Annotated in this window: 12 protein-coding genes and 3 pseudogenes; 5 read left to right on the top strand and 10 right to left on the bottom strand. The window is 73.2% G+C overall.

Annotated elements, in window-relative coordinates; all coding sequences use genetic code 11:
- Positions 1-93: 93 nt before the first annotated feature.
- A complete protein-coding gene (locus tag RIU97_RS40210; protein ID WP_404962449.1) occupies positions 94-618 on the top strand; it encodes a hypothetical protein in 525 nt (174 codons plus the stop codon).
- A 41-nt stretch (positions 619-659) separates the two neighbouring features.
- Here the strand turns inward: RIU97_RS40210 and RIU97_RS40205 are convergent, their stop codons facing one another.
- Positions 660-797 carry a hypothetical protein gene (locus RIU97_RS40205; RefSeq protein WP_404962448.1) on the bottom strand — a complete coding sequence of 46 codons (138 nt, stop codon included), beginning with the start codon at positions 795-797 and terminating at the stop codon, positions 660-662.
- Between the two features lie 523 nt (positions 798-1,320).
- Between RIU97_RS40205 and RIU97_RS40200 the strand changes: the two genes are divergently transcribed.
- Together RIU97_RS40200 and RIU97_RS40195 are read left to right on the top strand one after the other, a co-directional pair.
- The gene (locus tag RIU97_RS40200) at positions 1,321-2,535 is read left to right on the top strand and encodes a hypothetical protein (protein ID WP_404962447.1); all 1,215 of its coding nucleotides are present in this window, start codon (positions 1,321-1,323) and stop codon (positions 2,533-2,535) included.
- A gap of 102 nt (positions 2,536-2,637) precedes the next feature.
- Entirely contained in the window at positions 2,638-3,498 is an 861-nt protein-coding gene (locus RIU97_RS40195; RefSeq protein WP_404962446.1) for an alpha/beta fold hydrolase, read from the top strand.
- Here RIU97_RS40195 and RIU97_RS40190 read toward each other — a convergent pair.
- Together RIU97_RS40190 and RIU97_RS40185 are read right to left on the bottom strand one after the other, a co-directional pair.
- Positions 3,495-5,000: a SpoIIE family protein phosphatase gene (locus tag RIU97_RS40190; protein ID WP_404962445.1), complete on the bottom strand. Its 1,506-nt coding sequence runs from the start codon at positions 4,998-5,000 to the stop codon at positions 3,495-3,497. The genes RIU97_RS40195 and RIU97_RS40190 overlap by 4 nt on opposite strands.
- A 224-nt stretch (positions 5,001-5,224) precedes the next feature.
- A pseudogene (locus RIU97_RS40185) lies at positions 5,225-5,877 on the bottom strand (HAD family hydrolase).
- A gap of 138 nt (positions 5,878-6,015) precedes the next feature.
- Between RIU97_RS40185 and RIU97_RS40180 the strand changes: the two are divergent.
- Positions 6,016-7,107: a DUF5954 family protein gene (locus RIU97_RS40180; protein WP_404962444.1), complete on the top strand. Its 1,092-nt coding sequence runs from the start codon at positions 6,016-6,018 to the stop codon at positions 7,105-7,107.
- Between the two features lie 12 nt (positions 7,108-7,119).
- Here RIU97_RS40180 and cutA read toward each other — a convergent pair whose 3' ends face one another.
- From cutA to RIU97_RS40165, 3 genes and pseudogenes are all read right to left on the bottom strand, one after another.
- Positions 7,120-7,443: a divalent-cation tolerance protein CutA gene (gene cutA, locus RIU97_RS40175; protein ID WP_404962443.1), complete on the bottom strand. Its 324-nt coding sequence runs from the start codon at positions 7,441-7,443 to the stop codon at positions 7,120-7,122.
- A 46-nt stretch (positions 7,444-7,489) separates the two neighbouring features.
- Complete coding sequence (locus RIU97_RS40170; RefSeq protein WP_404962442.1) at positions 7,490-7,906, bottom strand: NPCBM/NEW2 domain-containing protein; 417 nt, start codon at positions 7,904-7,906, stop codon at positions 7,490-7,492.
- 202 nt (positions 7,907-8,108) lie between these two features.
- Positions 8,109-8,309: pseudogene (locus RIU97_RS40165) on the bottom strand (Tat pathway signal sequence domain protein); the annotation flags it as partial.
- A 245-nt stretch (positions 8,310-8,554) separates the two neighbouring features.
- Here RIU97_RS40165 and RIU97_RS40160 point away from each other — a divergent pair.
- A pseudogene (locus RIU97_RS40160) lies at positions 8,555-9,106 on the top strand (SUMF1/EgtB/PvdO family nonheme iron enzyme); the annotation flags it as partial.
- Between the two features lie 25 nt (positions 9,107-9,131).
- Here the strand turns inward: RIU97_RS40160 and RIU97_RS40155 are convergent.
- Genes RIU97_RS40155 through RIU97_RS40140 form a run of 4 tightly spaced genes read right to left on the bottom strand, consistent with a single transcriptional unit; the run spans position 9,132 to position 12,812 of the window.
- Positions 9,132-10,241 (bottom strand): aryl-sulfate sulfotransferase, encoded by a 1,110-nt coding sequence (locus RIU97_RS40155; RefSeq protein ID WP_404962441.1) that lies wholly within the window; start codon positions 10,239-10,241, stop codon positions 9,132-9,134.
- Between the two features lie 26 nt (positions 10,242-10,267).
- Positions 10,268-11,263, bottom strand: a complete 996-nt coding sequence (locus RIU97_RS40150) for an ABC transporter substrate-binding protein (RefSeq protein WP_404962440.1) — start codon at positions 11,261-11,263, stop codon at positions 10,268-10,270.
- 56 nt (positions 11,264-11,319) lie between these two features.
- A complete protein-coding gene (locus RIU97_RS40145; protein WP_404962439.1) occupies positions 11,320-12,036 on the bottom strand; it encodes an ABC transporter ATP-binding protein in 717 nt (238 codons plus the stop codon).
- Entirely contained in the window at positions 12,033-12,812 is a 780-nt protein-coding gene (locus RIU97_RS40140; RefSeq protein WP_404962438.1) for an ABC transporter permease, read from the bottom strand. Before RIU97_RS40140 ends, RIU97_RS40145 begins: the two co-directional genes overlap by 4 nt.
- Between the last annotated feature and the right edge of the window lie 15 nt (positions 12,813-12,827).

The following is a 12,827-nucleotide window of genomic DNA, read 5'->3' as shown; positions in this document are numbered from 1 at the left end:
TGTGCCATGATGGCGTCGTGGACGGCGCTCCCCTCGGCCTGACAAGGCGACGGGAGCGCGTTTCGTGGAGTGAGCCAGCGGAGGGGTCGGATCATGGAGTCAGCGCAGAGCCAGGAGCAAGCGGCCCCCGGCCCCTTCACCGCCTTCGCCCGCTTCGTGCTCTGCGGCGGCGGGGTGGGTATCGCCTCCAGCTTCGCCGTGGCGGGCCTCGGCTCCTGGATGCCGTGGGCCCTGGCCAACGCGCTGGTCACCGTGGGCTCCACGCTCCTCTCCACCGAGCTGCACGCCCGCTTCACCTTCGGCGCGGGCGGCCGCGCGACCTGGCGCCAGCATGCACAGTCGGCCGGGTCCGCGGCGGCCGCCTACGCGGTCACCTGCATGGCGATGCTCGTGCTGCAGCAGCTGACGGCGGCGCCCGGTGCGGCGCTCGAGCAGATCGTGTACCTGTCCGCCTCCGCACTCACCGGTGTCGCGCGGTTCGCGGTGCTGCGCCTGGTCGTCTTCGCCCGGAACCGCTCGCAGGCCGCGGCCACCGTTGACAGCCCCCGCCCCGTGCACGCGACCGTGGCCCGCACCTCGGCCCCGGCCGGCCCCGCGGCGCTCTGCCGGGCCGCCTGACCGTTCCGCGCGCGGCTGAGCGCACGGGCCCGCCGCCCGGGTCACCCGCCGAGCACGTCCTTGAGCACCTGCGCCGTCGCACGGGGGAACGCGGTGCTGCCGTTGTGCCCGCCCGGGAACTGGACCGCTTCCGTGTTCAGTTGCGCGGCGAGCGCCAGTGCGCAGCGGCAGGTGTGCACCGTCCGTCGGGTGGTCCGCCCGTCGCCGGCACGATGCGCGTTCCGGCTTGCGCCGCGGGGGCGGCACCAGCCGCTCCGGGTGGAGAGCGTCCGTGGTGACGGCCGTGAATTCCGTTCCGATGAAGTACGCGAAGTCGGCCTTTCGACGGGGTGTCAGCGGCTGGGGGGTGAGGCCTTCCCCGGTCGTGTCGTGCGCCGGATCGATGCCCAGGCCTGTCCGAGCCGGCCGACCCCGGCAGCCCGTGGGATCTGGCGGTCAGCGGTCCCGAGGAGGACCACCCCGAGCGGGCCCTGTGCCGGGCATCGTTCGCAGCCGACGCGGCGTGGGTGCGGAGACTGCTGGCCGACGAAGGACTGCCGGTGGGCAGTCCGCTGTCCGACCACGAGCGCGCGAGCCTGCTCGGGGCCGCTGGACAGTGACGAGAGCGCCGGGCCGGGGCGAGTTGTACCGCCGAGCGGTCCCGGAGGCAGGACCCGAGTAATCCGCTTCGGCGCACGCCGGGGTGCGCAGTAGCATCCCCGGATGCCGAACATCGAGACCTTGACGCCCGCAGCCGGCCAGGCCGATGCCGCCGGGCTGCGGGCGTACGACGCCGATCTGCTCGTGCGGTGCGCCGTCGACCGTGAGCAGCCCTGGTGGCGCCGCACGGCCTGCCTGGACGCGCTGGCCGGCCGGGTGCCCGAAGCGCGCGCGGGCGAACTGCTCGCGTGCGTCCGGGACACGGAGGACTCGGGGACGGTCCGCAGGGCTTTGCTGGGCCTGCTCTCGGACCGGGCCGAGCTCCTTCCCTGGCTCCGGCACGAGGACCGGCGGCGTGAGGAGGCGTACGGCATGCCGGAGGCGGTCCTCCAGGCTCGCGGGGCCCTCGGGGACCGGACGGCGGCGGCCGAGTTGGCGACCCTCGCGTTCAGCCACTGGCGGACCAAGCGGGCGATCGGGGAGGCCGGACTGGACGCGCTCGTGGAACGGCACGGGGTGGAGGCGGTCCTCTCGGCACTCGAAGGCGGGCGGCCGGAGGACCGGGCCGTCGCCGTGCGGATGCGGCACCGTGCCGGTGAGGACGTCACCGACGCGCTCGCCGACCCCGACCCGCAGGTGGCCCGCCTCGCGGAGTCCCTGCTGAGTTGCCCGGACCGGGTCCGCGCCTACCTCGCCGAGGCTCCGACGGCCGACGCCGCGCTGTGGGCCGCGTACGCGCTGCACCGGATGACGGGTGACGCGGCGCAGACCCGGGCCGTGTACGAGGCGCTGGGGCGCCCCCGGGTGGAGGTCGAGGGGCTGGACGAGGAGGTCCGGCGGGCGATCGTGCACGAGTACGGGCACGACTGCGCGAAGCAGAGCGACCCGCGCTGGCGGATCGAGGCCCTGTGCACCGAGCCGCCGCAACCGCCGGACGAGGAGCGGCAACTGGCCCTGGCCACGGCCGCGCTGGCAGCGGCGGGGCTGGCTCCCCGTCCCCCGCTCTCCTGCGGCGAGGCCCACCGCCAGGGCGGCGGTACGTACCACGTGATCGGGTACGGGGAGGGCGCCGGGAACGAGGTCTTCATCAGCACGCTGGGGCGGTTCGCCGGCGACCACGAGGACGACCCCGCCGTCCGCGCCGCCCTCGAGACGGCCGGGTTCCGCTGGATCGGCGGGTCCACCGGGTCGATCCGCGTCACCGGCCTCGGCGTCTACTACTTCGGGTCGCGCGAGCCGCTCGACGTCCACACGCTGCTGTTCTACTGGCAGGACTGAGGGCCGCCCCTGATCGGTCCGTCGGACCGTCGGACCGTCGGACCGTCGGACCGTCTTTAATCCGGTGTTCGACATGCGGTGTACGTCCTACAGTGACGCCCGATGACACTCTTACACGCTCATGACTACGGGGGCGATGGCCCCCAACTGGTTCTGCTGCACGGTTACGGACGGTCGCTCGCCGACTGGGACGCCTCGGCCGCCCTCCTCACGGCCGGGCACCGTGTCCTCGCCGTCGACCTTCCCGGGCACGGCCGCTCCCCCTCCATCTCCCCCTGGACCATCCCCGCCGTGGTGCGGCACATCGCGGACACGCTCGACGCGCGCGGCGTGCCGGAGGCCGTCGTGGTGGGCCATTCCCTGGGCGGAGTGGTCGCGGTCGAGTACGCCCGGGCGAATCCGGGCCGCGCCCGGGTCCGTGCCGCCGTGAATCTCGACGGCTTCTGGTGGGGGCGCGAGTACCCCGGCGCCGACCGGGTGGGTGAGGGGCTGCTGGCGTCGGCCGGGATCATCGCGCCACCCGAGTACATCGCGGAGAAGATCAGCAACTCCGCCCGGTTCGGGATCCCCGCCGACCGTGCGGAGGCGACCGCCCGTGCGGCCGCACGCCCGCTGCCCGACGGCACGTGGCAGACGCTGCCGGAACGGGCGCAGGCGCTGGAGCTCTTCGACGAACTCCACAGGATCTTCGCGCGCGGTGTCACCCCATGGCTGGACGGGTTCGACCACCCGCTGCTGGTCGTACAGGCCGGCCGCCGGCTGCCCCCTGCGCCCGGCATGGAGTGGTTCGGCGCATTCAGCGACCGGTTCGCCCAAGGGGTCTCCGAGGAGCTGGCCGCGCTCTCCAGCACCCGGCCGAGGATCAGCGTCGACCGGATCGACGCCACCCATCTCATGAACCTGGAGACCCCGGAAGCGGTGGCAGCGCTGGTCGCCGGGTTCGTCCGGGCCCTGCCGGGCTAGCGAATCCGCCCGGCCGTCGGCGTGGCCCTGGCGATGAGCAGGGCCACGTCGTCGTGGTCTCCCGGGTGCCGCATGGTGTGCAGGAGCAGGTCGCAGGTCTCGTCCAGCGAGCGGCTGGGGTCATCGAGGACCTCGAGGAGAACCGCGAGGCGCGTGTCGATCGGATCATCGCGGGTCTCGACTAGGCCGTCGGTGTAGAGAACGAGCTGGTCGCCCACCTCAATGGCGAGACTGGTGGTGTGGAAGGCGACATCACAGCCGCCCAGCGGCGCGCCGGTGGGCAGGTCGAGGAGCTCGCGCCTGCCGTCCCGCCGAAGGAGGACCGGCGGCAGGTGTCCGGCCAGGGAGAGGTGGCATTGCGCCGTGTGGGGGTCGTAGACGGCATAGACACAGGTCGCGATCGTCTCGAGGTCCTCGGTGACGTGATCGAGATGGTGCAGAACCTGGGCGGGGTCCAGATCCAGATCGGCCAGCGTCCGGGTGGCGGTGCGCAGCTGGCCCATGGTGGCTGCGGCTCCTACGCCGCTGCCCATGACGTCGCCGACGACGAGTGCGGTCTTGTCGCCGCTCAGGGGGATCACGTCGAACCAGTCGCCGCCGATCTCCATGGTGGCCTGGGCGGGGCGGTAGCGGGTGGCGACCTCCAGGCCCGGCCGCCGCGGTGGCGTGTGGGGCAGCAGGCTGCGCTGGAGGGTCAGGGCGGTGTGGCGCTGTTCCTCGACCGCCCGGTGGCGCTCGGTGACGTCCACGCTGGAGGTGGCCACGCCCAGCACGGTCCCGTTGGGGGCTTCCAGCCGGTAGAACGAGATCGACCAGGCGTGATCGTGATCCGGGTCGGCCGGGGTACGGCCGACGGTGTACTGGTCCACGATGGGAACGCCCGTGGCCAGAACCTCACGCATCGCGGCTTCGAAGGACGGGTCCACGGCCGGCAGCACCTCGTGAACGTGCCGGCCGATGTGCTCGGCCGCCGACACCCCGTTCAGGCGCTCCTCGGCCGGATTGACCGAGACGTAACGGAGGTCCGTGTCGAGTACGCCCAGTCCGACCGGCGACTGGGCCACCAGTCTGGCGGACAGTGCCAGGTCCCGTTCGACCTGCCGTACCGTCGCCTGGTCCGCGGCCAGGCCCAGGGCGTAGTACTCCTGCTGGGAGTCGAGCAGCCGCATGTTGCGGAATTCCACCATGCGTGTGCTGCCGTCCTTGTGCCGGACGGGGAACGCTCCCACCCAGCTGCCCCCGCCTTCCATGACCTGGGCGAACATGCCCATCACGAGCGGCAGCTGCTCTTCGTGGACCAGCAGGTGGCCCGCGAACTCGCCGAGGGCCTCCTCGGCGGTGTAACCGAACAGGTCCTCGGCCTGCGGGCTCCACAGATCGATCCTGCCGTCGGCGTCCAGGAGAACGGCGGCCACCTTGAGCACGTCGAGCAGGCCGCCCGGCCCGGACGCAGCGGCCCGCGCCCCGTCGGGGTCGCCCCCCAAGGGCTCGATTGCACCCATCTCCGGGCTCTCCTTCCGGCCGCCGAAGGCTGCGGCCCTGACTGCGGCCCTACGCCGGGCAGTGATCACCTGCCGGCTTCTGTGCTCCCAGCCATCTCATCGTCCCCCGCGCCGATGCGCACGTGCACGCCACGCGGGCGGGGGACCGACCGTTCCGCTTACCTCGTCGGCCGTAGCGGCCGGGCGGCTCCTGTGGCTGGCCCGGCGCGACGGGCAGCGGGTGGTCACCGCTCGGTGATGAGGGTGGGGAGCCTGCGCATGTCGTGGAAGACGGTGGTGCCGGGGCCTTCGAGCCGTTCGGCCGGGGTGAGGCCGCCGGCGCAACCGAAGGCGCGCATGCCGGCCGCGCGGGCGGCCCGGACGCCGGGCCGGCTGCCCTCGACCACCACGCAGGCTGCGGGATCGACTCCCAGCTGCCGGGCGGCGTGCAGGAACAGGTCCGGGGCGGGCTTGCCGCGGGAGACTTCGGTGGCGCTGTAGATGCGGCCGGCGAAGCGTTCGTACAGGCCGGTGCGGCCAAGGGTGTGGCGCATCTTTTGTCGTGGGATCCGCTGGAGGCCACACAGGTCGGCAAGGTGATCGCGTCGAGTGCCTCGGGGAGTCCCTCGACGGGGGCGAGACCGGTGTCCACGGCTTCGCGGTGGAGCTGCTCGAACCGCTCCGACCAGATCGCGGCCGTCTCCTCGCCGAGCCGGCCGGCGACCTGCTCGCGAATGGAGGCGTGCGAGCGCCCGATGAACCGGTCGACGACCTCGTCCATCGTGAGAGGCCAGCCGAGCTCCGCGCCCAGGGTGACCTGGACGCGGGCGGCGATGCGTTCGCTGTCGACCAGTACACCGTCGCAGTCGAATATGACGAGTTGGATCGGCTTGATCATCTCGGCAGAATAGGCGCTGCCGGGGTCCGCGCCGGCAGGGCCTCGGTGCCGGTCCCCCATACGCCATCGCTCCCCCTCAGGGTGAGGGGAATGCGCGAATCAGGGGCGGCGTCGTGTCATCGGCGGCACGATGGGCGTATGGACCGTGGGGATGTGGTGCCGGGCTCGTCCCGGCCGATGGTGGTGCGGGTTCCCGTGGAGCCGGTGGAGGCCGCGGTGGAAGCCGACGCGGCCGACGCCGTGGCGCGTACCGCCAAAGTCGTGGTGCGCGGCCCCTTGTTCGGGGTGGCGGCGCAGTACGCGGGGGAATCATGGTGGCGGGTGGTGCTCGCGGTGACGGACGGTTGCCCGCAGCAGGCGCGCGACGGGCTGAACTCCCGGTTGTGGTTCCGTGCGAAGGACGATGCGCGCGACAGGGCGGAGCGGCGCGCCCTGCTGGCGGCGGTCGCCCGGCTGGAGAGTGAACGCGTCGACGAACTCGACGTGGCGGGGACCCGGTACCGGGTCGTGCGTGCCGAGGAGTACGTGGGGGCGGGGCCGGGCGGCATCGAGCAGCCGCGGCCCACCGATCCCGAGCCCCTCTCCCCCGACTGGGACCGTGCCGCCAAGGGGCCGGCGGGCGATGAGGACCTGGTCCTGGATCCGGACGCGCCGGTCACCCCCACCCAGGCTCTTGAGCAACTGGCCCTTCGGGGCCTGTGCTACACCGGGGAACGGTTTCCCGAGGACGTACGCGCCGACGCGCTGCGGGCGCTGGACACCCACCCGGACGTCCTGCTGTTGCCCGCGACCTTCACGGTCGTGGAGCAGACCGCGAGCGGCTGGACCCCGGTCACCGGTCCGCACGCGAGTGCGCACGAAGCCCGCAAGTCACTGGACTTCGCCCTGACGTGGATGTGGCCGCGGATGCGCGGTCACATCCCCCCGGACGCCGGCCCTCACACCGACGCCCGTACCTGGGCAGCTGACGGCGAATCGGGGGGGTCGTCGGCGGGCCCGCGGCCCCCGGAGCTGGCCGCGTACGCCGAGGCCGCCGACGCCCTCCGGGCCGGGCGCGTCAATCAGCTGGACTTCCAGGGCGCCGTGTACCAGATCGTCCGCACCCGCCGGCTGCTGCGCTGGGGCCCCGACGGGCCCGAGGGCCCGCGCCCGTCCGACGTCAACAGCCAGGACCCCTCGCGCATCCACCTTCCGCTCGACGAGGACGGCCAGGTCGTGCCCGAAGACTGACCCGCGGCCGCACTAGCCCGCGGTGGTCTCCTTCACCGCCCACGCCAGGTACTCCTCCGAGGCTTCGACGACCGGCACCACGATCCACTGCGGCACGTCGTGCGGGTGCTGTTCGAGCACCCGCGTCTTCAGGGCCGCGACCTTCTCCGTGGTGGTCTGGAAGGAGAGCCGGTACTCCCGCTCGTGCTGCACGGCGCCCTTCGCCCAGTAGAAGGTGGTCATCCGAGCCTCGATGTGCACTCCGGCCGTCAGCCGGGCCTCCACCGCGGCCCGACCTATCTCGTACGCCTTCCCCTCGTCGTTCACCGTCGTCTGCGCGATCACGATGCTCGCCACGCTGCTCCTCCTCGATGGGGTTCACCCGACCCTACCCACGGCCGGGTCAGAGCACGGTCACCCGGGCGAGGGCCCAGGAGGTGTGGTCGAACGCCGTATTGGCGTTGGCGTCCTCGACGACCAGGTACAGCAGCTTCACCCCGCGTACGTCGATGTCCACGCGCGCGGGACCGCCCGCGCCGCTCAGTTTGCCGCTGCTGAACAGCACCTTCCCGTCGCCCCTCACCGAGGTCTTCGTCGCGCCGGTGGCGGCCTGGTCCTTCGAGAAGTCGTCGATGCCGACGAGCGCGGTGAAGCGGTCCGCGGCTCCGCCGAGGTGGTAGACGATCTCGGAGGGCGCATGGACGCCGAGGCCCTTCGCGTACGTCACTCCGCCGAACGAGATCGGCGTGCCGTCCCCGGCCGCGTTGCGCCCGTTGGACCGGTCGCGTTCCACCGGCCCCCAGCCGTTGGTGGCCGACACCCATGCGAGATCGCTCAGATAGGCGTCGGCGGACGGCGCCGGCGGGACCGTGGAGACCCGTTCCGCGGCGGAGTAGCGCAGGGGCCCGGTCGGTGACTCGGCGGTGCCGTCGACGGTCAGCGGCCACTGCGTGCCGACGGCGGCCGTCGCCCGGGGTGACCTTCCAGGTCGTGGTGAGCACGGCTCCGGCGGCCAGCAGGTCCTGGCCCGTCGCGGCGGTTGCCCGGACCTGCCAGCCCGCCGGGGCGCGCAGCGCGAGGAGTGCGCGGGTCCAGGGCTTGCCCGACCCGTTGCCCAGGGTCGCGGTGACGGTGAAGGCCTCACCGGGCACGGCCGGCTCCTGGATCTGCGCGCGGACTCCGTAGGGCTTGCGGACGTACGTGTCCACCCACGAGGAGCGCATGAGGGCGACCAGGCCGGACGCCACGGACGGGTTGGCGTCGGCGACGTTGCGCTGTTCACCGAGGTCGGAGGCGAGGTCGTACAGCTCGAGCTGCCACTGTGCGTCGGGCAGCGCGTGGTCCCTGACGGGCGCGAACCGTACGGCCTTCCAGTTGTCCTTGCGGACGGCCTCGGCGAGCCAGGTGGCGCGGCCGCCGTCCTCGGTGTTGGCGCGGCTGGTGACGCCGCCCGGAGACCGTGCTCGCTTCCCCCGCCCCGCCGGGCACGCCGTGGTGGCGCGGCGTCGCAGGGGCGTCGTGGCGCGCGCCGTTCGGACCCGGCTCCGCGGCCGAGGACGGGCATCCGGTGGTGCACGTGGCCTGGTACGACGCGGTGGCGTACGCCGCGTGGGCGGGCAAGCGGCTGCCGACGGAAGCCGAATGGGAGTACGCGGCCCGTGGCGGCCTGGATCAGGCGCGCTACCCCTGGGGCGATGAGCTCACTCCCGGCGGCCAGTGGCGGTGCAACATCTGGCAGGGCGAGTTCCCCCTGGTGACGACCAAGGAGGCCGGCTGGGTGGGCTCGGTGCCCGTCGACGCGCACGAGCCGAACGGCTACGGCCTCTACAACACCGTCGGCAATGTGTGGGAGTGGTCGGCCGACGCCTTCGCGCCGGGCGGCGGCACCCGCGCGATGCGCGGCGGTTCGTACCTCTGCCACGACTCGTACTGCAACCGGTACCGGGTGGCCGCGCGCACCGGCAACACCCCGGAGAGCAGCAGTGGGAACATCGGTTTCCGCTGCGCGGCCGACGCATAGCGCGGCGCGCGGAAGCCGGTGCCGTTCAGAGCCAGGGGAACCGGTCGGCCGGGTAGCGGTAGGCGCGGAAGACGGAGTTCTGGGCGCCGGCCGAGGACTCCAGGCCCGCGCCCTCACCGAAGGACCGGAACTGCGGCACCACGAACTCCCACACCACGTCACCCTCGGGCGTCACCTCGAAGAGCCGTCCGAAGGAGCCTTCGGCGATGAAGGTGTTGCCGTTCGGCAGGCGCTGGGCGCTGGACATGTACGGGCTGAAGAAGTTCTGCGGCGGGTTGTCCTCGTACGCCCACACCTCCTTGCCGGTGTGCGGGTCGAGCTCCAGCACCCTCGAGTACGGGACCGAAGTGGTGTCGCGGTAGGTGCCGTTGTCGAAGACCAGGATGGTGCCGCCCGCCAGCTCGTGCGGATGGTGCTGCTGGGCCAGGGCGTCGGGGCCGATGCGCCACCGGACGGACCCGTCGGCGCGGTCGACGGCCACGGTGGTGGACGCGCTGCGGAAGCCCACCACGATCGAGCCGTCGGCGCTCTCGTTGACAGTGTTGGCCATCGGCCAGTGGTTGCGGGCGAAGTGCGGGTTCAGCGGCACTTCCTCGGGGTCGAGGTGCTCGATGGCCGCCCAGCGCCACACGATCTCCCCGTCCCAGGTCAGTTCGTACACCACGTCCCCGTAGATCACCCCGCCGGGTGCCTCGGATCCGGGGATGCCGCCCCGGATCCGGGCCGCGTCGGCCGGGCCCAGCGGCTCGACGGCCCCGATGATCAGGTTGCCGTTGCGCAGGATCGAGGCATCGTGGTGGTGGAAAGGGTGCCTGACCTCGCGGATCACCGTGGAGTCGGGGGCCAGTTCCTGGAAGATGCCGCCGTGGTAGACGTCCCAGATGGGGAAGAGGGTGGGGCTGCTGGTGTCCTTGGCCGCGTAGAAGAGGTTCCCGTTCGGGAGGAGCTGCGCCTGGCGGCCGGGCGGGTGCGGGGAGTTCCAGGTGTGGAGGGACCGGCCTTCGATGTCGACGAGGTGGATCTCGCCGGCGCTGGTGATCGGGGTGTAGAGGGTGTGGCCGCCGTAGCTGCGCTCGGCGTCGTGGGCGATCAGGCCGACGCCGCGGCGGCGCAGGGTGTTCTGGTCGACGGTCATGAGGATCTCCTCGAGTGGGGTGTGGTTCAGCGGACGGTGACGGCGGCGGGGTCGACCGCGGTCAGGGGGGCGGGGTTCAGGTACCGCAGCAGTGCGGTGCGGTCGGCGGCGCCCGGCAGGTTCTGGGCGGCCTTGGCCCAGGCGGCCTCCTCCTCCAACTGCGCCAGCAGCTCGGGGGTGAGGGTCGCGCCGTAGGTGTAGCGGGGCTGGTAGCCGGCAACGTATCCGGCTTGGAGCGCGCCCTTGGACTGGGCCACCACGGCCTGCCGTGCGCCGGCCGGGTCGTCGCCGATTCCGCGCTGGGCGCGCAGCAGGGTGCGCAGCACGGCGGCCGTGGTCTCCTCGCTCGCCTTGGGGCCCGCGATCAGCAGGGTCCGTGCGGTGTAGCCGGTGAACGGGAGCTCGGCGTACCGCTCGCCGAGCGTGGTGCGCGCGGCGTCGTAGAAGCTGGGGAAGGTGACGCCGGCGTCGATGTCGCCCCGGGCCAGCGCCGGAGTGACCTGGTTCGGGGCGAGGTTCACCACGGTCACGTCCGCGGCCGTCAGCTGTACGGAGCCGAGCATCCGCGAGAGCGCGTATTCGACGTTCGTACCCTGCGGGACTCCGATCCTGCGGCCCTTCAGCGCGGCGAAGCCGGTGATCTGCCGGTCGGTCCGGGTGAGCAGGCGCCAGTCGGAGAAGCGGGACAGGTCGGCGACGATCCGCAGGTCCCGCCCTCCGAGCGCGGCCGTGACCGCGGGCAGGTCCCCCACGACGCCGAGCTGCGCCTGGCCGCCCAGCACGGCGTTCAGGGCGTCGCGCCCGGTCGGCTGGGTGGTCACGGTGGCGTCGATGCCCTCGGCGGACCAGAGCCCGTGCTCCTGTGCCACATAGACGGGCGCCCCGCCGAGGTGGTCGCTGGCGGCGAGGGAGACGGCCGGGCGGCCGGCGGCCGCGGGGCCGGAGCCGCCGGCGCAGGCCGAGGTGAGGGCGCAGAGCAGCGCCGCCATCAGTACGGCGGCCACCGCGCGGGGTCTGAGCATGGGGAAGTCCTTCCGGGGACGGAGCTGGGGCGGGCGGGAGAGGGAATCGAGGGGGCTCAGTCGGAGCCGAGGTGGCGGGCGATCAGTGAGCGCAGGTCCGGGTCGGGGGGTCCCCCGGGCACCGGATGGTCGGCCAGTACCCGCCCGGGGGACCCGCCGAGGACGACGACCCGCTGGGCCAGGGCCAGTGCCTCGTCGATGTCGTGGGTGACGAACAGCACGGTGGTGCCCCTGCGCTGCCACAGCTCCCGCAGCAGGCGCTGCATGCGGGTCCGGGTCAGGGCGTCCAGGGCCCCGAACGGCTCGTCCAGCAGGAGGACTTCGGGCTCGGCGGCCAGGGCGCGGGCCAGCGCGACGCGTTGCTGCATGCCGCCCGAGAGCTGCGCCGGGTACTTGTCGGTGCCGTCCGCCAGGCCGACCTCGGCGAGCGCCTCCAGGGCGCGCCGGCGGCGTTCCGCGCGCGGCAGACCGAGCCGCTTGAGCGCGAACTCGACGTTGCCGCGGGCGGTGCGCCAGGGGAAGAGCGCGTAGTGCTGGAAGACAACGCCACGGTCGGGCCCCGGTCCGCGCACGGGTCGGGAACCCGCCGTCACCGTGCCCGTGGCGGGCGGTACGAACCCGGCCACGGCTCCCAGCACCGTCGACTTGCCGCATCCGCTCGGCCCGAGCAGGGCGGTGAACGAGCCCGCGGGCAGTTCGAGGTCCGTGCGCTCCAGCACGGGGGCGGCGCCGTACCCCACGGACAGCCCCTCCAGACGTACGGCCCGGCTCATGACGTGCTCCAGTGCACGAACCGGCGGCTGATCGCGGCCAAGACGAGGTCGACGGCCACGCCGAGCAGCCCGAGCACGAGCAGCCCGGCGAACATCCGGTCCACCCGCAGGAACTGGCCGTCCACCTGGAGCCGGTACGCCAGGCCGCTGTCCGCGCCGCCCAGTTCCGCGGCCACCAGGGCGAGCAGCGCGACCGAAGCCCCGTAGCGCAGCGCCGCGAGCAGGGCGGGCGCGGCGGCGGGCAGCAGCACCTCGATGAACCGCCGGTGCAGCGGTGCCCCCAGCGACCGGGCCGCCCGCAGGTGGGAGACCGGGACCCGGGACACCCCGTCGTGGACGTAGAGCCATACGGCGAGCAGTACGGCGTACGCGATCAGCAGGCGCTTGGCGCTCTCCCCGACGCCGAACCAGGCGGTGGCGAGCGGTACCAGGGCGATGGCCGGGATCGAACGCAGGAAGGAGATGACCGGGGTGACGGCGGAGGAGAGCTTCGGCAGGTAGCCGGTGGCGAAGCCCAGGGCGCTGCCGACGAGGGCGCCCAGCGCGAAGCCCTGCCCGGCACGGGCCAGGCTGGCGCCGAGATCGGCGGCCAGGATTCCGCTGCGGGCGCTGTCCGCGAGCGCGGCCAGGGTCTGGGCGGGTGTGGGGAGGAGTCCCGGAGCCACCGCGCCGGACCAGGCGAGCAGGTACCAGAGCGCGAGCACGGCGCCTGCCGCGCCCAGGGCCGGGCCCAGTCGGCCGAGGGTCCGGCCGGGCGGTGAGTGGGTGGCTTGCACGGGGCGGCTCCTCCG

Origin of the sequence: Streptomyces sp. 147326 (genome assembly GCF_045000215.1) — a bacterium.
Taxonomy (GTDB): Bacteria; Actinomycetota; Actinomycetes; order Streptomycetales; family Streptomycetaceae; genus Streptomyces.
Note: the sequence above shows the minus strand (reverse complement) of the source record. Positions and strands in the feature narration are given on the sequence as shown.